At 70.1% G+C, this 26,033-nt stretch carries 23 protein-coding genes and 1 tRNA gene; 8 read left to right on the plus strand and 16 right to left on the minus strand.

Annotation, left to right across the window (positions count from 1 at the left end; all coding sequences use genetic code 11):
* Positions 1–41 precede the first annotated feature (41 nt).
* Positions 42–1,025, minus strand: coding sequence for a zinc-dependent alcohol dehydrogenase (locus tag E5083_RS14455; protein WP_135786092.1), 984 nt, complete (start codon positions 1,023–1,025; stop codon positions 42–44).
* A 107-nt stretch (positions 1,026–1,132) separates the two neighbouring features.
* Between E5083_RS14455 and E5083_RS14460 the strand changes: the two genes are divergently transcribed.
* Positions 1,133–1,915, plus strand: coding sequence for a CDP-alcohol phosphatidyltransferase family protein (locus E5083_RS14460; protein ID WP_135786093.1), 783 nt, complete (start codon positions 1,133–1,135; stop codon positions 1,913–1,915).
* 3 nt (positions 1,916–1,918) lie between these two features.
* Here E5083_RS14460 and E5083_RS14465 read toward each other — a convergent pair whose 3' ends face one another.
* From E5083_RS14465 to E5083_RS14490, 6 genes are all read right to left on the minus strand, one after another.
* Positions 1,919–2,683: an SAM-dependent methyltransferase gene (locus E5083_RS14465; protein WP_135786094.1), complete on the minus strand. Its 765-nt coding sequence runs from the start codon at positions 2,681–2,683 to the stop codon at positions 1,919–1,921.
* A 63-nt stretch (positions 2,684–2,746) separates the two neighbouring features.
* On the minus strand, positions 2,747–4,627 hold the full coding sequence (locus E5083_RS14470) for a discoidin domain-containing protein (RefSeq protein WP_135786095.1): 1,881 nt from the start codon (positions 4,625–4,627) through the stop codon (positions 2,747–2,749).
* A gap of 118 nt (positions 4,628–4,745) precedes the next feature.
* Positions 4,746–6,110, minus strand: coding sequence for a GH1 family beta-glucosidase (locus tag E5083_RS14475; protein ID WP_135786096.1), 1,365 nt, complete (start codon positions 6,108–6,110; stop codon positions 4,746–4,748).
* Positions 6,111–6,139: 29 nt separating this feature from the next.
* Complete coding sequence (locus E5083_RS14480; protein WP_135786518.1) at positions 6,140–6,979, minus strand: carbohydrate ABC transporter permease; 840 nt, start codon at positions 6,977–6,979, stop codon at positions 6,140–6,142.
* Between the two features lie 10 nt (positions 6,980–6,989).
* Positions 6,990–7,973, minus strand: a complete 984-nt coding sequence (locus tag E5083_RS14485) for a carbohydrate ABC transporter permease (RefSeq protein WP_135786097.1) — start codon at positions 7,971–7,973, stop codon at positions 6,990–6,992.
* A 5-nt stretch (positions 7,974–7,978) separates the two neighbouring features.
* On the minus strand, positions 7,979–9,295 hold the full coding sequence (locus E5083_RS14490; protein ID WP_135786098.1) for an ABC transporter substrate-binding protein: 1,317 nt from the start codon (positions 9,293–9,295) through the stop codon (positions 7,979–7,981).
* A 349-nt stretch (positions 9,296–9,644) separates the two neighbouring features.
* On the opposite strand from E5083_RS14490, the gene E5083_RS14495 reads away from it, so the two are divergent.
* Both E5083_RS14495 and E5083_RS14500 read left to right on the plus strand, forming a co-directional pair.
* Positions 9,645–9,959 carry a hypothetical protein gene (locus E5083_RS14495; protein WP_135786099.1) on the plus strand — a complete coding sequence of 105 codons (315 nt, stop codon included), beginning with the start codon at positions 9,645–9,647 and terminating at the stop codon, positions 9,957–9,959.
* Positions 9,956–11,542, plus strand: a complete 1,587-nt coding sequence (locus E5083_RS14500; protein ID WP_135786100.1) for a serine/threonine-protein kinase — start codon at positions 9,956–9,958, stop codon at positions 11,540–11,542. Before E5083_RS14495 ends, E5083_RS14500 begins: the two co-directional genes overlap by 4 nt.
* A gap of 11 nt (positions 11,543–11,553) precedes the next feature.
* On the opposite strand, the gene E5083_RS14505 is transcribed toward E5083_RS14500, so the two are convergent.
* Together E5083_RS14505 and E5083_RS31205 are read right to left on the minus strand one after the other, a co-directional pair.
* Positions 11,554–11,985 carry an AAA family ATPase gene (locus E5083_RS14505; protein WP_167513545.1) on the minus strand — a complete coding sequence of 144 codons (432 nt, stop codon included), beginning with the start codon at positions 11,983–11,985 and terminating at the stop codon, positions 11,554–11,556.
* Positions 11,924–12,403: a nucleotidyl transferase family protein gene (locus E5083_RS31205; protein ID WP_167513546.1), complete on the minus strand. Its 480-nt coding sequence runs from the start codon at positions 12,401–12,403 to the stop codon at positions 11,924–11,926. Before E5083_RS31205 ends, E5083_RS14505 begins: the two co-directional genes overlap by 62 nt.
* Before the next feature lie 39 nt (positions 12,404–12,442).
* On the opposite strand from E5083_RS31205, the gene E5083_RS14510 reads away from it, so the two are divergent.
* Positions 12,443–12,943 carry a GNAT family N-acetyltransferase gene (locus E5083_RS14510; RefSeq protein WP_135786102.1) on the plus strand — a complete coding sequence of 167 codons (501 nt, stop codon included), beginning with the start codon at positions 12,443–12,445 and terminating at the stop codon, positions 12,941–12,943.
* 49 nt (positions 12,944–12,992) lie between these two features.
* Here the strand turns inward: E5083_RS14510 and E5083_RS14515 are convergent.
* The 6 genes from E5083_RS14515 to E5083_RS14535 form a co-directional block, all read right to left on the minus strand.
* A tRNA-Leu gene (locus tag E5083_RS14515) sits at positions 12,993–13,080 on the minus strand.
* A 109-nt stretch (positions 13,081–13,189) separates the two neighbouring features.
* Positions 13,190–14,137 carry a beta-ketoacyl-ACP synthase III gene (locus tag E5083_RS14520; protein WP_135786103.1) on the minus strand — a complete coding sequence of 316 codons (948 nt, stop codon included), beginning with the start codon at positions 14,135–14,137 and terminating at the stop codon, positions 13,190–13,192.
* 144 nt (positions 14,138–14,281) lie between these two features.
* Positions 14,282–14,410, minus strand: a complete 129-nt coding sequence (locus E5083_RS32015; protein ID WP_279632481.1) for an MFS transporter small subunit — start codon at positions 14,408–14,410, stop codon at positions 14,282–14,284.
* Entirely contained in the window at positions 14,385–15,713 is a 1,329-nt protein-coding gene (locus tag E5083_RS14525) for an OFA family MFS transporter (RefSeq protein WP_135786104.1), read from the minus strand. The genes E5083_RS32015 and E5083_RS14525 overlap by 26 nt, the downstream gene beginning before the upstream one ends.
* 155 nt (positions 15,714–15,868) lie before the next feature.
* Complete coding sequence (locus tag E5083_RS14530; RefSeq protein WP_135786105.1) at positions 15,869–16,402, minus strand: isochorismatase family protein; 534 nt, start codon at positions 16,400–16,402, stop codon at positions 15,869–15,871.
* Positions 16,403–16,481: 79 nt separating this feature from the next.
* Complete coding sequence (locus E5083_RS14535; protein ID WP_244317501.1) at positions 16,482–17,543, minus strand: bile acid:sodium symporter family protein; 1,062 nt, start codon at positions 17,541–17,543, stop codon at positions 16,482–16,484.
* 86 nt (positions 17,544–17,629) lie between these two features.
* On the opposite strand from E5083_RS14535, the gene E5083_RS14540 reads away from it, so the two are divergent.
* Positions 17,630–18,499, plus strand: coding sequence for a LysR family transcriptional regulator (locus E5083_RS14540; protein WP_135786106.1), 870 nt, complete (start codon positions 17,630–17,632; stop codon positions 18,497–18,499).
* On the opposite strand, the gene E5083_RS14545 is transcribed toward E5083_RS14540, so the two are convergent.
* Complete coding sequence (locus tag E5083_RS14545; protein ID WP_135786107.1) at positions 18,496–22,125, minus strand: NACHT domain-containing protein; 3,630 nt, start codon at positions 22,123–22,125, stop codon at positions 18,496–18,498. The genes E5083_RS14540 and E5083_RS14545 overlap by 4 nt on opposite strands.
* 393 nt (positions 22,126–22,518) lie before the next feature.
* Here E5083_RS14545 and E5083_RS14550 point away from each other — a divergent pair, with 393 nt between their 5' ends.
* The 3 genes from E5083_RS14550 to E5083_RS14560 all read left to right on the plus strand — a co-directional run bounded on the left by E5083_RS14550 (position 22,519) and on the right by E5083_RS14560 (position 26,033).
* On the plus strand, positions 22,519–24,351 hold the full coding sequence (locus E5083_RS14550) for an AMP-dependent synthetase/ligase (RefSeq protein ID WP_135786108.1): 1,833 nt from the start codon (positions 22,519–22,521) through the stop codon (positions 24,349–24,351).
* An 82-nt stretch (positions 24,352–24,433) separates the two neighbouring features.
* Positions 24,434–25,270: an aldo/keto reductase gene (locus E5083_RS14555; protein WP_135786109.1), complete on the plus strand. Its 837-nt coding sequence runs from the start codon at positions 24,434–24,436 to the stop codon at positions 25,268–25,270.
* Positions 25,271–25,343: 73 nt separating this feature from the next.
* A complete protein-coding gene (locus tag E5083_RS14560) occupies positions 25,344–26,033 on the plus strand; it encodes a glycoside hydrolase family 75 protein (protein ID WP_135786110.1) in 690 nt (229 codons plus the stop codon).

Raw genomic sequence — 26,033 nt, forward strand, 5'->3', positions numbered from 1 at the left:
TGACTTCCCCGTGTTCAGCCCTCTCTCACTCTTTTCTCAGGTCAGGCCGGGTCGGGGTAGCGGATGCGGTGGCACAGTGCGGGGATCTCGCCGCTCGTCAGGCGGGGCATCAGCTCCGGGAGTTCCTCGAAGGCGCTCTCGCCGGTGATGAGCGCGTCCAGCGCCGGGTCGGCGAGCAGCTCCAGGGCGAGGGCCATCCGCTCGGCGTAGCCCCGGCCGGGGCGGGCGGCCGGGGAGACGGTGCCGACCTGGCTGGCGCGGAGGGTGAGTCGGCGGGAGTGGAAGGCTTCGCCCAGCGGCAGGGTGACGCGCCGGTCGCCGTACCAGCTCAGCTCCACGACGGTGCCCTCGGGGGCGAGGAGTTCCAGGGCGCGGGTGAGGCCCTGCTCGGTGGCGCTGGCGTGGATGACGAGGTCACGCTCAGCGGCGGCCTCTTCGGGGGTGGCGAAGTCGACGCCGAGGGCCTTGGCGGTCTCGGCGCGGTCCGGGTCGGCGTCGACGAGCTGGAGCCGGATGCCGGGGAAGCGGGCGAGCAGGGCGGCGACCGAGCAGCCGATCATGCCGCCGCCGACCACGCTGATCCGGTCCCCGAGCTGCGGCGCCGCGTCCCACAGGGCGTTCACGGCGGTCTCCACGGTCCCGGCGAGCACGGCCCGCGCGGCGGGCACCTGTTCGGGTACGACGGTCACGGCGCTCACCGGAACGACGTAACGGCTCTGGTGCGGGTGGAGGCAGAAGACCGTACGGCCGATCAGCTCATCGGGTCCCCGCTCGACCACGCCGACGCTCAGATAGCCGTACTTCACCGGGGCCGGGAAGTCGCCCTCCTGGAACGGCGCCCGCATCACGTCGTGTTGGCTCTCCGGGACGCCGCCGCGGAACACCAGGGTCTCGGTGCCGCGGCTGACCCCGGAGTACAGGGCACGCACCAGGACCTCGTCCGCGCCGGGCTCCGGGAGGGTGACGTCGCGCAGCTCGCCGTGGCCGGGTGAGCTGAGCCAGAACGCGCGGGCGGCGGGGTTCATCGGCATCCTCCTGAACGATCGGGAACTTGCTCACGTACCGAGAAGGGCACAGGCCGCGCACAGTACGCGGCCTTGATCGACTCTGTCACTCGGCCGGAGGATGCGCGGTGGCCCTGAACAACACGTATGACGCGAGGCTTCAGCAGGAGACGGCCGTGGGAGCGGGCGTACAGATCCTGCTGCTGGCCCTGCTCGGCACGGCCATCGGCTTGGGGGTGGCCGGCTGGCTGTCGGGGCTCGCCTTCGCGTTCGCCACCTGGGCGGTGCTCTCGCGCGCCCTGCACCGCTCCGCGCTGCGTTCCTTCGGCCCGGCGAACCGGGTCACCCTCGGCCGGGCCACCCTGGTCGGCGGGGTCACCGCGCTGGTCGCGGACTCCTTCCAGAGCGCGCCCCCGGTCACCCTCCTGGTCGGCCTCACGGCCGTCGCCCTCCTCCTGGACGGCGTCGACGGCAAGGTCGCCCGCCGCACCGGCACCTCCAGCGCGCTCGGCGCCCGCTTCGACATGGAGGTGGACGCCTTCCTCATCCTGGTCCTCAGCGTCTACGTCGCCACCCGCCTGGGCCCCTGGGTCCTCCTCATCGGCGCGATGCGCTACGCCTTCGTCGCCGCCGCCCATTTCGCCCCCTGGCTCAACGCCCCCCTCCCCCCGTCCTTCGCCCGCAAAACCGTCGCCGCGGTCCAGGGCATAGCCCTCCTCATAGCCGGCTCGTCCCTGCTCCCCCACGCGGCGGAACTCACGGTGGTCCTCCTGGCCCTGGGTTCCCTGACGTGGTCCTTCGGCCGCGACGTGGCGTGGCTGTGGCGGCACGCCCGGGCCACGGAAGCCCGTCCCCAGGAGACAGCGTCCGCCCAGCCGACACTGCTGGAGCTTGAGCTGGCGGTGCGCTGACCCTCAAGGCACCCGCGCCACCCCCACATAGAACCCGCTCCGCTCCTGCACCGGCGCAGGACCCTCCTGGTACCACTCCGTGGCGAAGACCAGCCCGGGATCGACCAGTTCGAGGCCCTCGAAGAACGGTTCCACCTCTGCTCGGGTGCGCATGCGGAGGGGGATGGTGCCCTTCTTGTAGGCATCCTCGACCTGTTGCCTCAGCTCCGGGTGCTGGTCGGCGGTGCCGTGCGAGAGGACGAGGTAGCTGCCGGAGGGGAGGGCGGAGAGGAGGGTGCGGGTCAGGGCGTGGGGGTGCTCGGTGTCGGGGAGGAAGTGCATGAGGGCGATGAGGGAGAGGGCTACGGGGCGGTCGAAGTCGAGGCGTTCCCGGGCGTGGGCGAGGATCGCTTCCGGGTGGCGTACGTCGGCGTGGATGTAGTCGGTGGCGCCCTCCGGGGTGCTGACCAGGAGCGCCTCCGCGTGGCGCAGCACGATGGGGTCGTTGTCGACGTAGACGACGCGGGACTCGGGGCGGATCGCCTGGACGATCTGGTGCAGGTTCGGCTCGGTGGGGATGCCGGTGCCGATGTCGAGGAACTGGTCGATGCCCCGCGCCGCCAGCCACGCGGAGGCGCGGTGCATGAACTCCCGGTTGCGGGCGGCGCTGCGCCGGGACTGCTCGGGCAGCGTCTCGCCCACCTGCTGGTCGACCGGGTAGTTGTCCTTCCCGCCCAGCAGCCAGTCGTAGACGCGGGCGGGATGGGGCTTGCTGGTGTCGATCTGCACGGGACACTCCTCCGGCGCGGGGACACGTAACTGGCCTGCGCCGAAAGAGTATCCGCCGAGCGGCTACCGCTTCTGTTCCACGCGCACCCAGTCCACCTCCGCCTGCACTCCCCCGCCGGCGATCCGGTCCACGCTGGACTGCGGCAGCCCCCAGTACGGCGAGGTGACCTGGTTCCAGCCGGCCGGGTAGGCGCCACCGAGGGCGAGGTTGAGGATGACGTACTGGTTGTGGTCGAACACCCACTGCCCGCGCGTCGATTCCAGCTTGTTGCGGGTCGTCTCCTGGACGAGCCGGTCGTCGACGTAGAACCGCATCGCGGTCGGCGTCCACTCCACGGCGTACGTGTGCCACTGGTCGGCGCGGCCGCCGTTCGGGTAGGTCTGGCGGGCGCCGATATTGCCGTCGGCCGAGTAACCGGGGCCGTGCAGCGCGGAGCTGGTCCAGTCGCCGTAGCCGATGTTCTCCATGATGTCGGTCTCGCCGGACGCGGGCCAGGAGACGGACGGGTCGTCCACATTGCTGCCCAGCAGCCAGAACGCGGGCCAGAACCCGTCGCCGACCGGCAGTTTCATGCGGGCGCTGACCTTGCCGTAGCTGAAGTCGAACTTGGTGTTGGTGTCGATCCGGCCGGAGGTGAAGTCGTAGGTCCCGCCGCCCGCCTTGGTGCAGCCCTTGCAGTACTTGGCCCGGAGGATCAACTCGCCATTCTCCGTACGGATGTTGTCGGCGGAGTCGACGTACGCCTGGGATTCCCCGTTGACCGACCCCATCTCGGAACCGGTGCGCACCACACGCCACTTGGAGCGGTCGAGGGCCGTACCGGTGAAGTCGTCGAAGAACGTGGTCTGGTAGGTGCCGGACTGCTCACCGGGCAGCGCCGGGTAAGCGGCCGAGGCGCTGCCGCCCGTGCCCCAGACCTGGAACTCGTAGAGGGAGTAGCCGAATTGCGCGGTGTAGGGCGCCGGGTTGTAGAAGGAGCGGCGCTCCTTGCCGAGCATGCGGACGTAGCGCCCGGTGGCGGGGGTGGGGAGGTTGACCGTGTCGTGGAGTCCGGCCGCGTCGCCGGGTGCCTGGACGTTGGCTCGGCGGGCGGAGACCTCGGCGGCGGACGGCTGGTACACGGTGCGCCAGGTGCGGTTGTCGTCGGAGACCTGGAGCAGGTAGTCGACGGCGTACGCCGACTCCCAGTACAGGTCGACGGAGGAGATCGTGGACTTCGCGCCCAGGTCGACCGACACCCACCGGTCGGCATTCCAGTCGCTGGACCAACGGGTGCTGTCACCCTTGAGGTTGGCCGGCCAGCCGCCGTCGGTGACGAACGCCGGTGAGTTGCCCGCGTGTTGGTAGAGGTTGGAGTACGCGGGGTGGTTCAGCGCGAGGTTGGTTCGGGTGGTGGAGGCGGCCGCGGGCTCACCGCCGTAGACCTTGAAGGAGTAGAGCGAGTACCCGTACGGCGTGGCCCGTTCGAGGCCGCGCAGGCGGACGTAGCGGCCGGTCACCTCCTGCGGGTAGGTGTGCGCGGTGACGGAGCCGCCGGTGCCCGAGGTCTCGGTGTAGAACGGCGTCCAGTCGGTGCCGTTGCGGGAGACCTCCAGCACGTATCTCTTGCCGTACGCGGCCTCCCAGTCGAGGACCACGCGGTCGACGCGGATCGTGCTGCCGAGGTCGACGCGAATCCAGGCGTCGTCGGCGAAGTTGCTGGACCAGCGGGTGGCGCCGTTGCCGTCAAAGGCGAGCGCGGCGGCGGTCCCGGCGTTCTCGCTGCCGGAGGCGGTGACGGCGGCGGGGTCGGCGGCGTAGGCGGTGGCGGCGCGGTCGGTGTCCCAGGTGGCGGCCGCGGCGGCCGGCGCGGCGGTGGCGGGGGCGGTCAGGGCCGTGGTCCCGGTGAGCAGGGCGACGGCGGCGAGTGCGGTGAGCAGGGTGCGGGGGGTGCGTGACGGCATGCGGCTCTCCTCGGGAGGATCTGTCGGCGGTGCGGGGGCCGGAACAGTTCGGTGCCTGGTGCGTGTCACATGGAAGGTGGGGGGCGGGCGCGAGGTCAGCGCGCCCGCCCCGGATGGCTCAGGCGGCGCGGCGCCCGAGCTTGCGGTGGGTGTCGATGATCTCCGCGTACCGGCGCCCGCTGGCCTTGATCGTGCGGGCCTGCGTCGCGTAGTCCACGTGGAAGAGGCCGAAGCGCTTGTCGTAGCCGTACGCCCACTCGAAGTTGTCCATCAGGGACCAGGCGAAGTAGCCCGCGAGCGGGGCGCCCTTGGCGACGGCGGAGGCGCAGGCGGCGAGATGGCTCTCCAGGTACGCCCGGCGCTCGGGGTCGTCCACGGTGCCGTCCGGGCCGACCCGGTCGGGGAAGGACGAGCCGTTCTCGGTGACGTAGATCTTGCGCGCGCCGTACTCCTCGGTGAGGCGCAGCAGCAGCGTCTCGATCCCGCTCGCGTCGATCTCCCAGTCCATCCCGGTACGCGGTACGCCCTCACGGCGTACGGAACGGGCGTATGGGGCAGGCCCGTTGGGGTCGTCGGCGACGTGGGCCGGCATGTAGTAGTTCAGGCCCAGCCAGTCCAGCGGAGTGGCGATGGTCTCCAAGTCACCCGGCTTCTCCGGGAGTTCCACCCCGTACACCTCGACCATGTCGGCGGGGAAGCCCCGGCCGTGCACCGGGTCGAGCCACCAGCGGTTGACGTGGCCGTCCTGGCGGTGCGCGGCGGCCACGTCCTCGGGGCTGTCGGTGGCGGCGTGCACGGTGGAGAGGTTGGTGACGATGCCGATCTCGGCGCCGGGCGCGGCGGCGCGGACCGCCTGCGTGGCGAGGCCGTGTCCGAGAAGCAGGTGGTAGGAGGCGCGGACGGCCGCGGTGAGGTCGGTCCAGCCGGGGGCCATCTTGCCTTCGAGGTGGCCGATCCAGGCCGAGCAGAGCGGCTCGTTGAGGGTGGCCCAGTGGGTGACCCGGTCACCGAGGCGTTCGGCCACGGCCGAGGCGTACGCGGCGAAGTGCTCGGCGGTGTCCCGCTCCGGCCAGCCGCCCCGGTCCTGGAGCACCTGCGGCAGGTCCCAGTGGTAGAGGGTGACGGAGGGGGTGATGCCCGCCTCCAGCAGGGCGTCGGTCAACTCGTCGTAGAAAGCCAGCCCCTTGGGGTTGACCGGGCCGTCGCCGCCGGGCATCACCCGCGGCCAGGCGACGGACAACCGGTACATGTCCACGCCCAGTTGGCGCATCAGGGCGAGGTCGTCGCGCCAGCGGTGGTAGTGGTCGCAGGCGGTGTCCCCGTTGTCGTCGCCGTCGATCTTGCCGGGGGTGTGCGAGAAGGTGTCCCAGATCGACGGTGAGCGGCCGTCCTCGGTGACGGCGCCCTCGATCTGGTACGCCGAAGTGGCCGTGCCCCAGCGGAAGTTGTCCGGAAAGGCGGCGAGGTCGATGGGCTCGGACATGGAAGTCCCTTCGAGGTGCGGGGAGTCGGTCACTTGACGGCGCCCGCCGTCAGTCCGGTGACGAGATAACGCTGGAGCAGCAGGAACCCGGCGACCACGGGGACGCTCACCACGAGCGAGGCGGCCATGATCTGGTTCCAGTAGACGTCGTAGAGGGTGGAGTAGCCCTGGAGCCCGACGGCGAGGGTGCGGGTGGTGTCGTTGGTCATCACGGACGCGAAGAGGACTTCTCCCCACGCGGTCATGAAGGCGTACACGGCGACGGCGACGATGCCGGGCACCGCGGCCGGCACGACCACCCGGAACAGCGCGCCGAGCGGCCCGCAGCCGTCCACCAGCGCCGCCTCGTCGAGGTCGCGCGGCACCGAGTCGAAGTACCCGATCAGCATCCAGATGGAGAACGGCAGCGAGAAGGTCAGGTAGGTGAGGATCAGCCCGGCGCGCGAGCCGAACAGGGCGATCCCGGTGGCGTTGCCGATGTTGATGTAGATCAGGAACAGCGGGAGCAGGAAGAGGATGCCGGGGAACATCTGGGTGGACAGCACGGTGACCGTGAAGACGCGCTTGCCCCGGAAGTCGTACCGGCTGACCGCGTAGGCCGCGAAGACGGCGATGACGACCGAGCAGATGGTGGCCGAGCCCGCGACGATCAGCGAGTTCACGAAGTACCGGGCGAGCGGCACGGTGGACCAGATGTCGATGTACGGCCGGATCGTCAACTCACTCGGCAGCCAGCGGAACTTGTCGGTGACGTCGGCGAGCGGCTTGAGCGAGCTGGAGACCATCACATAGACGGGCAGCAGGACGAAGCCGGTGAGCAGGGTGAGGAAGATCCGGCGGGACCACAGGAACGAACGGGGCGGCGCCATGGGCGACGAGTCAGCCATTTCCGGCCCTCCTTCCGCGTGAGGTGAACAGCAGGTATCCGCCGGTCACGGCCAGCAGGAAGAGCAGCAGCAGGACGGACATGGCGGAGCCGGTGCCGAAGTCCCAGGTGAGGAAGGTGGTTTGGTAGATGTGCACGGAGATCAGGTCGGCGGCCTCGGGTGCCGCCCGGCCGAACAGGACGTAGGGCGTGTTGAAGTCGTTGAACGTCCAGAGGAACAGCACCAGGACCAGTACCTGGTTGACCGGGCGCAGCGACGGCAGGGTGATGCGGCGGATCTGCTGCCACATCCCGGCGCCGTCCAGGGCGGCGGCTTCGTAGAGTTCGCGCGGGATGTTCTGCAGGCCCGCCATCACGATGAGGAAGGCGAACGGCCAGCCCTTCCACACCGAGACGGTGAGCAGGGCGTAGAAGCTGTTGTCGCCGATGAGCCAGAAGGACGGCTTGTCGGTGACGTGGAGCTGGTCGTGCAGGACGTGGTTCACCAGGCCGTTGTCGTGCTGGAACATGAACACCCAGGTGATGACGGCCGCGTAGACGGGCAGCGCGTACGGCACCAGGAACAGGGCGCGCAGGATGCCGCGGCCCCGGAAGGTGTCCTGCATGAAGACGGCGGCGGCGGTGCCGAGCGCCCAGCACAGGGCGACCGAGAGCAGGGTGAAGCCGACGGTGACGGCGAAGGAGCGCAGCAGCGCCTCGCCGGCCGGGGCGTCGAAGTCCACGGCCACGCGGTAGTTGCGCAGGCCGGTCCAGGGGGCGTTGCTCCAGTCGCGCAGCGTGAAGCGGGTGATGGACCTGAAGCTCATCAGGGTGCCGATGACCATCGGGACCAGATGCACGAGGAGTTCGAAGACCAGGGCGGGCAGCAGGAGCAGGTACGGGAGCGCGGTGCGGCGGGACCGCCCGGTGCGGCGCGGGCCGCGCGCCGCACCGGGGGTGTCCTCGCGCACCGGTTCCTTGAGAACGGTGGAGGTCATGGACGTCAGGCCGCCGGCATCTGCTGCTGGGCCTTCTCCAGCTTGGCCTTGACGGAGGCGGTGGTGACCGCGCGCCCGGCGGCGGCGTCGGCGAACAGGTCCTTCACCGCGGTGCCGACAGCCGTCTCGAACTGCGACTCGGTGGCGACCTGCGGCAGCGCGGCGGCGCTCTTGGCGAGGGTGTCCTTCAGCACGGCGGTGGCCGGCCCGTCGAACGCCGGGTCCGCCTGCGCGGCCTTGACCGGCGGGATGGAGCTGTACGCCTTGTTGAGGATCTTCTGCTCGGCGTCGCTGGTCATGAACTTCACGAACTCGGTGGCGCCGTCGAGGTTGTGGCTGTCCTTGAAGACGGCGATGTTGATGCCCGCGGCCATCGAGTTGACCTGGGCGCCGGGTCCGGGGGTGCCCTCCTGGACGGGTACGGGGGCGACACCGTAGGCGTCGTCCTTCATGCCCTGGGACTTGAGGTTGGCGGCGGCGGACTGCCAGAGCAGCATGGCCTGCTTGCCCTTGGCGAAGTCGCTGACGGACTGGTTCTGCGCGTACTCGGCGTTGCCCGCCGGGATGACCTTGTCCTTGGCCATCAGGTCGACGTACTGCTTGACGGCGTCGACCACCTTGGGGTTGGTGAAGTCGGGCTTGCCGTCGGCGGAGAAGAAGTCGGCGTCGTGCTGCTTGGCGAAGACGAAGACGTGGTGGATGTTCTCGGAGAGGTTCGAACCCTCGGCGCCGAGCACGGACTTGCCCTTGGCCCTGATCTTGGCGCCGTCGGCGACGAGTTCGTCCCAGGTGGCCGGGGGCCCGTCGATGCCGGCGTCGGCGAAGATCTGCTTGTTGTAGTAGAGGGCGTACGACATCGAGTACAGCGGTACGGCGGCCGGGTCCTTGCCCTCGGCGCCGGTGGAGCCGAGCGCGGGGTCGACGAAGCGGTCCCGTCCGCCGATCTTGTCGAAGTTCTTGGTGTCCCAGGGCAGCAGCGCCCCGGTCGCCTGCAGCGAGGCGCTCCAGGTGTTGCCGATGTTCAGCACGTCCGGGCCCTGGCCGGAGGTGGTGGCGGTGAGGATGCGGTTGAGCAGGTCGGACCAGGGCACGACCTCGACCTTGACCTTGATGCCGGTCTGCTGCTCGAACTTGTCCAGCTCGGGCTGGAGCACCTGCTTGTCCACGGCGACGCTGGCGCCCTGGTTGGAGGCCCAGTAGGTCAGCGTCTTGGACGAGCCGCCGGCTCCGTCCCCGCTGTCCGTACCTCCTCCGCACGCCGTTGCCGCGAGGGCGAGAGACATGACGACGGCGCCTGTGGCCGCGGCTCGGATGCTGCGCATGACTCCAGCGGTCCCTTTCCGGGAGAGAGAAACCCCGAAAACCGCGTCGGCTCCTCAGGGCTTAATTTAGGACGTGAGTTAATCCTCCGGAGGGGGGTGCGTCAAGGGATGCGGCACGGGTAAGTGAGCGGGTCTCGCCTTCTGAGAAGATCACCCGTCAACTGTTCTGCACCGGAACGACTTTCAGGGGGATGTCACGATGCTCACCGCCCGCAGTGTGGGACCACTGCTGCTGACCGCTGCGCTGCTGACGGGGTGCTCGTCGGGGGAGGACACGTCCAAGTCCGCCGCACCGGTACGGACTTCTGCACCAACCTCATCGGCACCGGCAGCACCGGCTTCTCCCGCCGTGGCTCCGCCCGAGGTCCGCGACGCCTTCGCCGTCCTCCAGGCCACCTACAACGACGGCTGCACCACGCCGGGCAACTGCGAGTACTTCCTGAACCGCGTCCTGAGCAACCTCACCGACCTCCATGACTCCATGAAGGCGAGCCCCAAGGGCCCGGCCCACTTCGCCGCTCCCCTGGCCTGGACGGACAAGCTCCGCGAGACCGTCGGTACCGACCCCTCGTTCCCCGACCTCAAGCACCACCAGAAGCTGCTGCTGGACACCCGCGACGAGATCAACACCTGGATGCAGTCGCATCCCGAGGACTACCGATGAACGAGACCAGCGAGGCGTTCCGGCCGCTTCAGGCGGACGATCCGGTCGTGGTGGGGGGATACCGGCTGGCCGCCAGGCTCGGTGCGGGCGGGATGGGCCGGGTCTATCTGTCGCACACGCAGGGCGGGCGGCCGGTGGCGATCAAGGTCGTACGGTCGGAGCTGGCCGACGACCCCGCCTTCCGGCGCCGGTTCCGCCGGGAGATCGCGGCGGCCCGGCGTGTCCGGGGCGCGTACACCGCGGAGTTGATCGACGCCGGTCCGGAGGCCGAACCGCCGTGGCTCGCCACGCTGTACGTGCCGGGACCCTCGCTGGCGGACGCCGTCGCCGAGCGTGGGCCGCTGCCCGTTCCGGCCGTGCTGTGGCTGATGGCGGGCGTGGCCGAGGCGCTCCAGGCGATCCACGAGGCCGGCATCGTGCACCGGGACCTGAAGCCGTCGAACGTGCTGCTGGCCACCGACGGCCCCCGCGTCATCGACTTCGGCATCTCCCTGGCCGCCGACGCCACCTCGTTCACCGCCACCGGTGCCGCCATGGGCACGCCCGTGTTCATGGCGCCCGAGCAGGCGTCCGGCGGCGGAATCACCCCGGCGACGGATGTCTTCGCCCTCGGCCAGACGGCGGCCTTCGCGCTGCTGGGCGAACCGCTGTACGGCGACGGCTCGTTGCCCGCCGTGCTGTACCGGATCGTGCACTCCGCGCCCGATCTCTCGCTGCTGCCCGAGGAGTTGCGCCCGCTGTTCGCCCGCTGCCTGGCCGCCGACCCGAAGGAACGGGCCACTCCGGCGGACGTCGTCCAGTGGTGCAGGGAGCGCATAGGCCCCGACCCCGAGGGCGGCGAAGGACCGTCCGTCTGGCGGGAGATCAGGGGCTCGGAGCTGACGGTCCCGGCACCCCTCGCCCCGTCGACCCGGATGCTCCCGCCCACCTCGGTGCACTGGCCCTACGCGCCCCCGCCGGCCGAGCCGATGTCCCGCAGGGCGCGTGTGGCGCTGATCGCGGGCGCCCTCGCGGCCGTCACGTCCCTGGCGCTGCTGGGGGGTCTGGCGTGGTCGGCGCTCGGCTCGGCGGGGTCGCACGGGTCCACGGCGACGGGGTCGCAGCGGCCGGGTACGGGTGCGGGTGCCTCGGGCTCCGGGAGCGGTTCCGGCTCCGTGGGAGACACGGTCGAAGCCTCCTCCCGTCCGTCCCCCACCGCCCCCGCGACGCCGCTGCCCGTCGCGGAGCCTCTCCAGAACTTGGACGCGACGAACTCGCTGAACCTCGGAGAGCCAGCCGTCCGGAAAGACCGTAAGGGCGACATCCGCTTCACCTGCGGCGCGCAGGACTGCTCACTGGAGAGCCGCAGCAGCGTGCTCCTCCTGCGCTACGCCAAGCCGGGCGCCACCTACGACTCGTGCAAGTTCGAAGTCCAGGGCGCCACCAGCCACAATCTGCCGCTGGCGGCCGTGGCGGCGGGGAGCGAGATCTGCGCCAAGGACCGCGCGGGCAACATCGCCCTCCTGGTGGTGCAGGTCAAGTCGACGGCGCTCCCCGAACTGGGCTTCCTCTTGGTCGACGTGACGGTCTGGCCACACCCCTGAGGAGGTCCGGCTCAGCCGAGAGGCTCCGCCAGGTGCCAGCCGTCGGACAGGAGGCGGTCCACCGCCGTGAGGGCGGCGGTCAGGCGGGTCCGGCGGTCGCCGTGGAGTTCCTGCCAGGGGACGCCTGAGCCGGTGAGGGTCTCGCGGAAGCGGTCGGTCATCCAGCCGCGCAGGTGCTCGCCGTCGCGGAGGCCGTCGTCGTCGAAGGGGACGTCCTTGTCCGAGGTGAGCAGGTAGAGGGCGCGCGGGGGCATCGCCCGCGCGAGGTCCCGTACCGGCGCGGTCGTACGGCCGCGGTAGCGCTCCTGCCAGACGGTGGTGGCCAGGGCGTCGGTGTCGCACACGAGCACCGGGCCACCGGTACAGGCGGCCTGCTGCTCGCTACGGTTCTGGCGGCGGGCGACGAGTTCGAAGTCGGCGTCGTCCCAGTCGAGGTCCGCCACGGTCGGCGGGGTCGCGGACGACCCTACGGGCCAGCCACGCCCGGACCGGCGGCTCGATCTCCGTCCAGTGGGCGACGGGGTCCGCGCGGACCTTCGTACCGGACACGGCAAAGGTGCCCCGGTCGACGTCCAGCAGCACGGGGGCGGCGTCGAAGCGGCGGGCGAGTTCGGTGCCGTACGGCTCGGAGCTGAACACCGCGTCGACGGCGGGCGCGTGCGGGCCCAGGGCGAGGGCCTGGCGCATCAGGCCGACGTGCCCCTCCCACGCCACCTCACTCTCGTAGTCGACCGGCAGATCGTCCACGACACCCACGACCGCGATATGCGGATCGTCGGCCCAGTGCTCCCGTATCCAGCCGACGCGCTCCTCCAGGGGGATCGACTCCTGCCCGGCCGCCATCACGACGACGGGTTCCACAACGGAGTTGTGGCCGGGTTACATGGATAGGCTGACCGGATGATCGAAACCGAGCGCCTCCTACTGCGGCCTCTACGAGTCGAGGACGCCGACGCGTTCGTCGCGCTCCACAGCGACGACCGGGTGAGCCGGTTCATCGGCACCTACACGCACCAGCGCGCGCTGGACCGCCTCACGTCCATCGAGCGGCAGTGGGCCGAGCGGGGCCACGGGCTCTGTGCCGTCGAGCTGAAGTCGAGCGGTGAGTTCATCGGGCGGGCCGGCCTCAACTACTGGGAGATGTTCGACGAGGTCGAGATGGGCTGGACCCTGAGGGCCGAGGCGTGGGGCCACGGCTACGCGACCGAAGCGGCCCGCGCCTGTCTGACATGGGGATTCGAGACCCTGGACAGCGCCTACTTCACCGCCATGATCCGCCACGGGAACACCCCGTCGGTGCGCGTGGCGGAGCGGCTCGGCTTCACGCCGCTGCGGGAGGACACGCTGGCCGGGAACCCCGTCACGGTGTACTCCATCGACAGGCCGGCGGCCCACCCGTGAGACCGCCCCCGGAAAAGCAGAAAACCCCTGATCAACAGGGGTTCTGAGCTGGTGTCCGAGGGGGGACTTGAACCCCCACGCCCGATAAAGGGCACTAGCACCTCAAGCTAGCGCGTCTGCCATTCCGCCACCCGGACAAGGTGTCTGTCACCCGGCCGGGGGTGTTCCCCGCGGCGACATGGACAACGATACCAAGGTTTTGGAGCGCCTTTCACCTGCGTATCTGTGCCTTCGGCCACCCCTGGATCACGGGCAGCGGATCACCTGGCCGGCGTAGGAGAGGTTGCCGCCGAAGCCGAAGAGGAGGGCCGGGTCGCCGGTGCGGACGCTGCCCTGTTCGATCAGCTTGGAGAGGGCGAGGGGGATGCTCGCGGCGGAGGTGTTGCCGGACTCGGTGACGTCGCGGGCGACGACCGCGTTCACCGCGCCGATCTTCTGCGCCAGCGGCTCGATGATCCGCAGGTTGGCCTGGTGCAGGACGACCGCCGCGAGGTCGGCCGGCTCGACGCCCGCCTTCTCGCAGGCCCGCCGGGCGATCGGCGGGAGCTGGGTGGTGGCCCAGCGGTACACGCTCTGCCCCTCCTGCGCGAACCTCGGCGGCGTGCCCTCGATCCGTACCGCGTTCCCCATCTCCGGCACCGAACCCCACAGCACCGGCCCGATCCCGGCCGGCTCCCCCGGCGCGCACGCCTCGACCACCGCCGCGCCCGCGCCGTCGCCGACCAGCACGCAGGTGGAGCGGTCGGTCCAGTCGGTGACCTCGGACATCTTGTCCGCGCCGATCACCAGCGCCCGCGTCGCGGCCCCCGCCCGTACCGTGTGGTCGGCGGTGGCCAGCGCGTGGGTGAAGCCGGCGCACACCACGTTGACGTCCATCGCGGCGGGCTCGGGGATGCCGAGGCGGGCCGCGACCCGCGCGGCGGTGTTCGGGGAGCGGTCGATCGCCGTGGAGGTGGCGACCAGCACCAGGTCGATGTCGCCGGGGGCGAGCCCGGCCGTGGCCAGCGCCTTGGCGGCGGCGTGCGCGGCCAGCTCGTCCACCGGCTCGTCGGGGCCCGCGATGTGCCGGGTGCGGATGCCGACCCGGCTGGTGATCCACTCGTCGCTGGTGTCGACCATGCGCGCCAGGTCCTCGTTGGTGAGCACCTTGGCGGGCTGGTAGTGGCCGATCGCGGCGATACGCGAGCCGTGCATGTCGGGGTCCCCTCGTTGCTGCCGTGGGTGGCGGGACCCTCCAGTCTGCGCAGTGACTCACGGGTACGGGGGTACGTGAAGCCACAGGAATCGGGCACCCCGGTTGTCGGCTTCACGCAGACCCTCGTACGGACGCCCGACACCTCACCCCGTGAAGAGCTGCGTCGCCTTCCGCACCAGCTCGTACAGCCCGTAGGCGAGCGGTGCGCCCACCCAGAGCCAGGAGAGGGCGATCAGGGGGCGCCAGTCAGGCGGGCTGCTCTCGCTGGGCATCGGGGGCCTCCTTCGGGGCGGGGACGTGGTGACGGGTGTGGACGGGGCGGATGAGTTCGTTGGCGACGAAGCCGACGAGGAGCAGACCGATCATGATCGAGAAGGAGAGCCCGTACAGCGCGGGCCCGTGCTTGCCCGCGTCCTCCTGCCGGTCGGCGATCCAGTTGACGATCAGCGGGCCGAGTACGCCCGCCGTGGACCAGGCGGTGAGCAGCCGGCCGTGGATGGCGCCGACCTGGTACGTGCCGAAGAGGTCCTTCAGATACGCGGGGACCGTGGCGAAGCCGCCGCCGTAGAAGGAGAGGACGACCAGCGCGCACAGCACGAACAGCGGCTTGGACGTGTCCCCGAACAGGGCGAGCACCAGGTACATCAGCGCGCCGACGCCCAGGTAGACGCGGTAGATGTTCTTGCGGCCGATGAGGTCGGAGGTGGAGGACCAGCCGATCCGGCCCGCCATGTTGGCCGCCGACAGCAGCGCGACGAAGCCTGCCGCGGCCGAGACGGAGACCGGGGTGGAACTGTCCGCGAAGAAGTCCGTGATCATCGGGGCGGCCTTCTCCAGGATGCCGATCCCGGCCGTGACGTTGGTGCACAGCACGACCCACAGGAACCAGAACTGCGGGGTGCGCAGCGCGCTGCGGGCCGAGACCTGGACGCCTCCGGCCGCGCCGGGACCGCTGTCCGTACGCCCCTCCGGCCGGGGCACCCGGACCAGCAGCACCCCGAGGGTCATGAACACGGCGTACGCCAGCCCGTGCACCAGGAACGCCACCGCGATCGCGGTGTGACTGGTGCCGAAGGAGTCCAGCATCTGCGCCGACCACGGCGAGGCGATCAGCGCGCCGCCGCCGAAGCCCATGATGGCGATGCCGGTGGCCATGCCGGGCCGGTCCGGGAACCACTTCATCAGGGTGGAGACGGGCGAGATGTAGCCGATGCCCAGGCCGATGCCGCCGACGAACCCGTACCCGAGGACGATCAGCCAGTACTGCTGGGTCTGGGCGCCGAGCGCGGAGATCAGGAACCCGGAGGAGAAGCAGACCAGGGCCACGGTCATCGCCCAGCGCGGGCCGTTGCGCTCGACCAGGGTGCCGCCGAACGCGGCGGACAGCCCCAGCATCACGATCGCCAGCTGGAACGGCAGCGCGCTCTGGGTGCCGTCGAGGTGCAGCGCGGATTCCAGGGGTGGCTTGAACACGCTCCAGGCGTACGCCTGGCCGATGGAGAGATGGACGGAGAGCGCGGCGGGCGGTACGAGCCAGCGGCTCCAGCCCGGGGGCGCGACAGGGGGGCTGCTCATGGGGCCGGACGGTAGGTCGAGGCGGGTGGGTTGAGAAGGTGGGGCGCGGCGCGTTTGCGGTGAACGGTCGGCTCCGTGCGTCGGGCGGTCGGCGGGAGGGTCCGGTGGCCGGAAAGCCCTCAGATGGGAGAGGCCACCGGATGGCCGGAAAGCCCTCAGTCCCCTGCGGCCTCGAAGCCCAGCCGTCCGACGGTGGTGACGGTGCCCAGGCGGGGGAAGTCCAGCCGTACCGACGCGTCGTGCTCGGCGGCCGTGAACGCGGCCATGGCGTCCTCCGCGAAGACCAGCGCGTAGCCCAGGTCGGCGGCGGCGCGGGCGGTGGACTCGACGCCCAGGTTGGTGGCGATGCCGCCGAGGACCAGGGTGTCGATGCCACGGTCCCGCAGCAGCTCGTCCAGCCCGGTGCCCTGGAACGCGCCGATGGTCCGCTTGACCACCTCCAGGTCGCCCTCGTGCCGCAGTCCGGCGACGAGCCCGCTGCCGGGCGGCTGTTCGGCGACGGTGGGCCGTTCGACCCGGACGAGGACGACGAGTGCGCCCCCGGCGCGGCAGCGGTTCGCCAACTCCTCGCAGGCGGTGAGCACTTCGGCGCCCTTGCGGGGTTCCAGCGGCAGCGCGACGAGGCGGTCCATGAGGTCGACGAGGACGAGGGCGGTGCGCCGGGGGTCGAGTACGGGGGCTGCGGTCATGACGGAACGTTAGCCCTCGTGGGCTGTCCGTGCCGGAAATCCGGGTCAACGGGTCCGTGAACGCGACGCGTTCGGCCGTCTACGGGGCGTTGTCGCCGTCCGGCCGTACGCGCGGGCGGGGCACCTGGGCCGGCGGGGCCGGCGGTTCCTCGGGGTCGTGGGCGCGGCGCTTGGCGATGACCGCGCAGACCATGAGCTGCATCTGATGGAAGAGCATCAGGGGAAGTACGGCGAGGGAGGCGTGGGCGCCGAACAGGACGCCGGCCATGGGGAGTCCGGCGGCGAGGGACTTCTTCGACCCGGCGAACTGGATGGCGATGCGGTCGCCCCTTTTGAAGCCCAGCGCCCGCGCGCCGTACCAGGTCAGCGCCAGCATCACGGCGAGCAGGACGGCCTCCACCAGCAGCAGCGCGCCGAGCCTCGGCACGCTCACCTGGTGCCAGATGCCCTGGGCCATGCCCTCGCTGAACGCGGTGTAGACGACCAGCAGGATCGAGCCCCGGTCGACCAGTCCGAGCACCTTCTTGTGCTGCGCGACGAAGCCGCCGATCCAGCGCCGTAGCAACTGCCCGGCGAGGAACGGCACCAGCAGTTGCAGCACGATCTTCAGCAGCGAGTCGGCGGAGAAGCCGCCGCCGGAGTTGCCCAGCAGGACGGCGGCGAGCAGCGGGGTGACGACGATGCCGACGAGGGAGGAGAAGGAGCCGGCGCAGATCGCGGCGGGGACGTTGCCGCGCGCGATGGAGGTGAAGGCGATGGAGGACTGGATGGTCGACGGGACCAGGGTGAGGAACAGCAGGCCCTGGTAGAGCGGCTGGGTCAGCAGCGCCGGGACCAGTCCGCGCGCGGCCAGCCCGAGCAGCGGGAAGACGACGAAGGTGCAGGCCAGGACGGTGAGGTGGAGCCGCCAGTGGCGCAGCCCCTCCATCGCCTCGCGGGTGGAGAGGCGGGCGCCGTAGAGGAAGAACAGGAACGCGATGGCGGCCGTGGAGGCGCCGGAGGCCACGTCGGCGGCGACGCCCCGCGCGGGCAGCAGCGCGGCCAGGCCCACCGTGCCGAGGAGCAGCGCGATGTACGGGTCGATGGGCAGCCGGCGTTTCACAGGGCTCCGTAGCGTCTCGGTGGGGCGGACGATCTCCATCGTGCCTGGTCGGCGCCGATCACGGAATCCGGCATACCGCTCTGACTGCGATCGCGCTTCATGATGACCGGGCTACGCTGGCCTCCATGTACGACCCTACGCACCTGCGTACGTTCCTCGCGGTGGCGCAGACGCTCAGCTTCACGCAGGCCGCGCGGCGGCTGGGGCTGCGGCAGTCGACGGTGAGCCAGCATGTGCGTCGGCTGGAGGAGGCGGCGGGGCGCCAGTTGTTCACGCGGGACACCCACTCGGTGGAGCTGACCGGGGACGGCGAGGCGATGCTCGGCTTCGCGCGGCGGCTGCTGGAGGTGCAGGAACAGGCTGCGGCGTACTTCTCCGGCCCGCGCGTACGGGGGCGGCTGCGGTTCGGCGCCTCGGAGGACTTCGTCCTGACCCGCCTCCCGGAGATCCTGGAGGGCTTCCGGTACGACCATCCCGAGGTCGACCTCGAACTGACGGTGGAGCTGTCCGGCACCCTCCACGAGCGCCTGGCCGAGGGCAAGCTCGACCTGGTCCTCGCCAAACGCCGCCCCGAGGACCCGCGCGGCCGCCTGGTCTGGCGCGACGACCTGGTCTGGATCGGCACGGACCGCCTCCGCCTGGACCCGGACCGCCCGGTCCCCCTGATCGTCTACCCCCCACCCGGCATCACCCGCGCCCGAGCCCTGGAAACCCTCGAGTCCCACTCCCGCCCCTACCGCATCGTCTGCACCAGCACCAGCCTCAACGGCCTCATCGCCGCCGCGCGAGCGGGCCTCGGCGTCATGGCCCACTCCCGCCACCTCATCCCCCCGGGCCTCACCCGCATCCCCGACCGCGCCGCCCTCCCCGACCTCGGCAAGGTCGACTTCACCCTGACCCACGCCCGGGCGCGGGGCACGACAGAGGACGCGGCGAACGCACTGGCGGCGGCGATCCTGGCGGGCGGGGAGAGGCTGCGGCGGCGGAGCGGCTAATCGACGATCACGCCTCCGGCGCGGGTGATGGCTTCCAGGGTGACGTCGCCAAGGCCGCACTCACGGGAAAAGCGGGTCCCCTGCAGGCGAGAGCTGAGCATCGTCCGGGAGAGGATCTCTCCGCTGCCGAAGTCGTGGACCGTCAGCTCACCCATCTGCGTGAGGACGACCAGGCGTGCGCCGTCCTCGGAGTTCCACATGGCGGAGAACCCGCTGGGAACGGGGTCGATACTCCAGAGGAGCTCTTCGGCCCCGCTGTGCAGGTTCCAGACCAAGATCTCGTCATCGGTGGCGAGGGCGGCGAGACCGGGCCCGGCACTGTAGGCAAAGCCTCGTCCATTTGCGTACAGACGCTTTCGGTCCTCTGTCGGGCAAGGAACGGCGAGCCCCGGGGCGTTCATCTCCGCATGACTCGCGACGAAGTCCACGGCCACGACGGCCCGGCCAGCTTGGATCATGAGGAGGCTCGAGGAAGACACGATATAAGTCGGGTTGGCCACCTCGACGAGCGGCGACTCGTACAAAGTGCGCCACATGGTCGGCATTGCCGGCTCGAAGAGCATGTAGCGAAGCCGATCGTCCTCATGCTGGAGCATGGTGATGCCCTCCCATCTGACGAAGCCCACGAGAATCCCTTCCGCGACGGTCGGCACAGGCAAGGTCGCTACCAGTTCGCCAGTCGCGCAATCGGCGATGCGGAGTTCTCCGTTCGTGAAGTCCCAGTCTGCCGAGGTCAGCCTCCCCTCCCAGCGGAGCAGCGCTCCCTTGCTCGGAGAGACGCGCTCACCCACCTGTCCAGTACGGACATCGATACAGCGGCCACCGGTCCTGTCACGCAGTAGCCACGCGCTGTCGCCCCAGGGAAGGAGATCGCACTCAAGGCTGCCGTCCTCGCGTTCCATGTCGACCGAGAACTTCAGTGGTTCGACGTCCACCCGGCCGTCCGGCCAGTGCGACACCTCGCCGTTGGCCCCGGCCATCACAGCACCGGCATGCGCCAGGCCGCCATGGAGGACATGCGCGTCCGTGAGGATGCTGAGCGGAAGTCGAGCATTGGCCAGGTTGGCCCCTGCCAGATCGACGTTCTCCAGTTCCGCTTGCCGGAGGTTGGCCCCGTCCAGATCGGCCCCGGTCATGGAAACCTGTCGCGCCAGCCACGAAGGAGCGAAGCCGGCAAGGTCCACGCCTGCCAGGCTGACGTTCTCCAGGCTCTCCCCGGCTGCGACGAGCAGGCTGAGGCAGTTGCCCGCGAGCGATCCCAAGTCGTCCTCGTCATCGGCATCGCGGGTGTCGACAGCGATGTCGAGCAGTCTTTCCTTGCACTGCGGATGCTGTCCGACCATGGCGCCCAGGAAGCGGTAGACCACCTCATTGCGCCGCAGGGACCCGAAACCCCGGCCCAAGTTGGCCTGCGGCTCCGCCATGAAGGTGCCGAGGACGGGCAGAGCCCCGTCGGTCCCCCGGGCCGCGAAGTAGGACGACCAAGTGGAGTACTCGCCGTTCGGGTCGCCGGCACCCGGGATCAGCCGCAGGAAGTCGGCATCCAGGAGACCTAGTTCGGCGGCGAACTTGAACGCGACGAGAAACTCCAGCAGTGACTTGTGCGAAGGCCCGTAGTCACCCTCGGCGTTCCGCACCAGCATGCCTTGGTTCCGCATGTCCTGTGCCCAGTAGTCGAGATCCTTCGCCCTCTGCACGGCAGGACCGAAGCATTCTCTCAATCGGTCGGGAAAGTCGCGGTAGTTGAGCGTCAGCCGGTTGCTCGACAGCATTTCCCAGGCGACCTCGCACAGAAAGAAGAGCTTGTCGCCGCGCGAGGTGAAGGTCCGCTCCATCTTGATGTCGCGGTCCATCTTCCGCTGGATCGCGTAAAGGTAGATACGGGCGAGGTCGATCTGCGCCCCGCGTTCGATCTCCGGGAGCGCGTCGATCACCAGCTCCGACATGACGGGCCGACGCATCAGGTCGCGCACGTCTTCGTGGGTCATGACCGTCCGCACCTGGTCCGCAGTCAACGACGTGTGGCTGAGCATCCGTTCGATCTGTTCGTCATCGAAGGGCACCAGCTCGACGATCTCGAACATGGGACCGTCCTTGCCGACCACTGACGCGGAGGCGGCCACCTTCGCGCTGAACAGGTCGCGGGCTTCCTGGGCGTCCGGAAAGTGTTCGGTGCGGCTGCTCAGCAGGACCTTGGCTCCCGGTTCGACGGCGTTGGCCAGCTCCCAGAAGTTGTCGACCATGGTGTTGCGGTCGGCCCGCGCCGCCATCTCGTCGAAGCCGTCGAAGACGAGCAGCAGTCGGCCCATCCGGTTCAAGACGCGGAAAACGTCGTAACTACGCAGGTTGATCTTGTGCTTGTTGAAGAAGAACTCCGACAGCAGCGCTTCCACGGAGGTCTGCTTGGCGTAGTCCCGGAGCGGGATGAGCAGGGGGATGCGGGGGCGGGGGAGGCCCTTGCGGCGGGCGTCCTGCCAGCCGCGTGCCATCTCGCCGGCCAGGTGCAGCGCGAACCAGGACTTGCCCATGCCGAACTCACCCAGCAGGGACAGGTGTTTCTTCGCCGGGTCCTCCAGCCAGCCGGCGACATAGTGGTCCAGGCCACCCTCGCGCCAGCCGTAGACGCTTGTGTCCAGGGGCTGTTGGGTCGCGGGGTCGATCTCGTCCTTCTGGCAGGACAGCGGAACGTACCTCGTGTCGATCCCCCGACGCCGCACCTCCTGTTCGACCCAGGCGATGTACGGCTCGAAGTCGGCCTCCAGCTCGACGAGTTCGTCGAAGGTGTAGCAGAAGAGGCGGTCCCCGCTGCCTTCCACGCGCTGCCGCGCCGCATTGCTGACCCGCATCTGCGCAAGGCCCCACCCCTCGCGCGCCCCCTCGTCGGTGACGAGCTGGTCGAGGAGGTTGATGTGGTGGGGGGCCAGTTCACCTTCCACACAGAGCATCACCGTACGGTCGAAGCGGCCCGGGCGGCGCTGGGGTACGTCGACGAGCAGGGCGACGGTGTCGTGGTCGGCCTCCCAGGTGCGCCGGATCTCGTACCCCACCGCGACGAACCAGTCGGAGACGTCCCGCATGAGGCGCGCGGCCGGTGAGAGTTCGGCGCGCCCCGGCTCGGTGCGGGCGCGGTGGATCTCCTCCTCGTCCCGGGTATGGCTGACCCGTTCCAGCAGTTCGTCCAGCTTGCGTTCCATGCGGGTCTCGTGGGGCGCGCGGCTGCGGTCGACCAAACCCTGGAACGCTGTCACGAAGCCGTCGACGTGCGTCTCGGCGAAGTTGTGGTCCAGATGCCCGAACTCGGCGGTTTCCCGCCCCCGTTCGACCGCGTTCGCCACCTCCGCGCGCAGCCGGTCCCAGTCACCGGCCTCGAAGGAACGCCGGAACGCCTCTATGACGTACTCGTCCCGGAAGAGGGCGGGCACCGACACGGAACAGCCGACGCCGTACTCGATCAGCGTGTAGGCGTACAGCGTGTCGAAGTCCTGCGGTGGCACATGCGGATCGAGGTGGAGCTTCTTCAGAGCCTTGACCGTCAGCTCCTTCCGCAGCGCCGCGTCCGCGGCCGGCTTCGCCGCCACCTTCCCCGCGATTCCGAACGCCGCCGTCACGATCTCCGCCACCGGCATCGCAGACCACCCCCCTGTCCACCCGAAGCCCCACCCCGGCAATACCACAGCACAGCTCAACGAAGATACCCGCCAGTGCGGTGAGCGGTGCGTCGATCACGTGGGCCGCCGGTCGGCTGAGAGCAGGCGCCTCACCTGGCGGCCTCCGTGACCGGCCCGTACAGATTCGGTGGAGATTACGACCGGGGTACGTACCGACCCGTCAGTATCGTGTCCGGCCCTTCCGCATGTGCGGGGATTTTCCGGGTGGTGGGCGTGAGGTACGTGAGGTTTGGCCGGTTTCCGGACCCCTCCCATCCGGCCATTCGGTGGGGTAGCTTTCACGGCGCTGTGCGGAGCGTCGCGGGTCCGTGACGGAGGAGCGAGGAAGAGCGAGATAGGGGGGAGCGAGGTTTGCGCGAGTTCACCAACCCTGTGACGGAGAGGGAGTCGGAGCCGCCGGTGGGCGGCCTGGCCGACGCCGTCTTCGACAACGCGCGCACCGACCCGCTGCACATCGCCCTCGGCCGCAAGGACGACCAGGGGCAGTGGCGGGACGTGACCGCCGCCGAGTTCCGCGACGAGGTCGTCGCCCTCGCCAAGGGCCTCCTCGCCCAGGGCGTCCGCTTCGGCGACCGGGTCGCCATCATGTCCCGCACCCGCTACGAGTGGACCCTCTTCGACTTCGCGCTGTGGACGATCGGTGCCCAGGTGGTGCCCGTCTACCCGACCTCCTCCGCCGAGCAGTGCTTCTGGATGCTGCACGACGCCGAGGTCACCTCCGCCGTGGTGGAGCACGAGGACCACGCGATGACGATCGCCACGGTCATCGGCCGCCTCCCCCGCCTGCGCCGGCTCTGGCAGCTCGACGCGAACTGCGTACGGGAGCTGTACGACGCCGGGGCGCACCTGGACGACGAGGTGGTGCACCGGCACCGCGAGGCGGTGACCCCGGAGTCGACCGCCACCATCATCTACACCTCGGGCACCACGGGCCGCCCCAAGGGCTGTGTCCTCTCGCACGGCAACTTCATGTTCGAGGCGGACACGGTGATCCGCCGCTGGGAGTCGGTGTTCCACTCCAAGAAGGGCGACGAGGCGTCCACCCTGCTGTTCCTGCCGCTGGCCCATGTCTTCGGCCGCATGGTGGAGGTCGCGGCGCTCAGGGGCCGGGTCCGCTTCGGGCACCAGCCGCAGTTGCACGCGGCCGCGCTGCTGCCGGACCTCGCCGCGTTCCGGCCGACGTTCATCCTGGCGGTGCCGTACATCTTCGAGAAGGTGTTCAACTCGGCCCGGCGCAAGGCGGAGAAGGACGGCAAGGCGACGCCCTTCGAGAAGGCGGTGGACGTGGCCGTGAAGTACGCCGAGGCGCTGGAGGCCAAGGCGTGGGGTCTCGGCCCCGGCCCCTCGGCGGGCCTCAGGATGCAGCACCAGCTCTTCGACAAGCTGGTGTACTCCAAGGTCCGCGCGGCGATGGGCGGCCGTATCCGCAACGCGATGTCGGGCGGCTCGGCGATGGACCGCCGCCTCGGCCTGTTCTTCGCGGGCGCCGGCGTCCAGATCTACGAGGGCTACGGCCTGACCGAGTCGACCGCCGCCGCCACCGCCAACCCGCCCGAGCGCACCCGCTACGGCACCGTAGGCCAGGCCGTCCCCGGTGTGACCGTGCACGTCGCGGACGACGGCGAGGTCTGGCTGCACGGCGGAAACGTCTTCCAGGGCTATCTCAACAACCCCAAGGCGACCGACGAGACCCTGCACGACGGCTGGCTCGCCACCGGTGACCTGGGCTCGCTGGACGAGGACGGCTATCTGACCATCACCGGCCGCAAGAAGGAGATCCTGGTGACCTCCGGCGGCAAGAGCGTCTCCCCCGGTGTGCTGGAGGAGCGGGTGCGCGACCATCCGCTGGTCAACCAGTGCATCGTCGTCGGCAACGACCGCCCGTACATCGCGGCGCTGGTCACCCTGGACCAGGACGCCGTCGACCACTGGCTCCAGATGCGCGGCAAGCCCCGGCCCACCCCGGCCGAGCTGGTGCGCGACGCCGATCTGGAGACGGAGGTGCGCCGGGCGGTGGTCGCGGCGAACACGCTGGTCTCGCAGGCCGAGTCGATCCGTACGTTCCGCATCCTGGCCCAGCCGTTCACCGAGGAGCACGGGCTGCTGACGCCGTCGCTGAAGCTGAAGCGGAAGGCGATCGAGAAGGCGTACGAGCGTGAGGTGGAGGCCCTCTACCGGTCCTGATCCCGCCGTCAGGAATGCGGACCGGCCCGTGATCGTTGAGGATGGGTACAGCACCTGTCCGCAACCGAAGGATCACAGGCTCGTGAGCAGCAAGGTCCCCCCGATCATCCTCAACAACGGTGTCGAGATGCCCCAGCTCGGCTTCGGCGTCTGGCAGGTCCCGGACGACGAGGCGGAGCGCGCGGTCGCCACGGCGCTGGAGACCGGGTACCGCAGCATCGACACCGCGGCGATCTACGGCAACGAAGAGGGCACCGGCAAGGCGATCGCCGCGTCCGGCGTGCCCCGCGAGGACCTCTTCGTCACCACCAAGCTCTGGAACAGCGACCAGGGGTACGACTCGACCCTGCGTGCCTTCGACACGTCGCTGGAGAAGCTCGGTCTCGACTACCTCGACCTCTATCTGATCCACTGGCCGCTGCCCGCGCGGGACAACTACCTCGACACCTACAAGGCGTTCGAGAAGCTGTACTCCGACGGCCGTATCCGCGCGATCGGCGTGTCCAACTTCCTGCCGGAGCACCTTCAGCGGCTGATCGCGGAGACGTCCGTCATCCCGGCGGTCGACCAGATCGAGCTGCACCCGCAGCTCCAGCAGCGCGCGGCGCGGGAGTTCAACGCCGAGCAGGGCATCGCCACCGAGGCGTGGTCGCCGCTCGGCCAGGGCAAGGGCCTGCTGGAGGTCCCGGCGATCGTCGCCATCGCGCGGAAGCACGGGCGTACGCCGGCGCAGGTCGTGCTCCGCTGGCACATCCAGCTCGGCAATATCGTCATCCCGAAGTCCGTGACGCCGTCGCGGATCAAGGAGAACATCGAGGTGTTCGACTTCAGCCTGGACGACGAGGACCTCGCCGCCATCAGCGCGCTGAACGAGGACAAGCGGCTGGGTCCCGATCCGGCCACGTTCGACATGGTCTGACATCGCCGAGCCGCCCGTCCCCACGCGGGGCGGGCGGCTCTGTGCGCCGCTTCGCCGGGAAGGGCTCCGCGCCGTGCGTCTTCGTCCCCTGGGTCTCGCCACCGCCGCCGGGACCGTCCTGCTCTGCGCCACGGCCCTGGCCGCCGCGCACGGTGACACGCCGAGGCGGGCGCGGGAGGGCACGGTCCCCGCGGCCGACCTGCTGGCGAAGGTGCGCACGTGCGACCGGATCTCCGACGGCCTGTACCGCACCGACGCCGAGAGCGCCGCGACCGTCCCGGTGTGCGGCCTGAAGGGCGCGGTGTTCTGGCAGGCGGACCTGGACGTGGACTGCGACGGGCAGCGCACGACCCACTGCAACGAGGACCGCGACCCCTGGTACCAGGACGACACCGCCTTCCACCAGTCCGACGGCAAGCCCTTGCGCGCCGACACGCTGCCGTACGTGGTCGTGCCCGGTAAGAGCGCCCTGTGGGACCCCGCGGCGGCCGGCATCGCGGGCGGCGGAGTGGTCGCCGTCATCCACGGCGACCAGGTGGAGTACGCCGTCGTCGGGGACACCGGCCCGAAGGAGATCATCGGCGAGGCGTCGTACGCGACCGCCGAGGCCCTGGGCATCGACCCGGACCCAGCGACCGGGGGCGCCGAGTCCGGGGTGACGTACATCCTGTTCAAGGACTCGCGGGTGTCCCCCATCGAGAGCCATGACGCGGCGGTCGCCCTCGGGGACCGGCTGGCCCGGCAGTTCCTCGCGGAGAACTGA

The sequence above is a fragment of the Streptomyces bauhiniae genome (assembly GCF_004784475.1).
GTDB lineage: Bacteria > Actinomycetota > Actinomycetes > Streptomycetales > Streptomycetaceae > Streptomyces > Streptomyces seoulensis.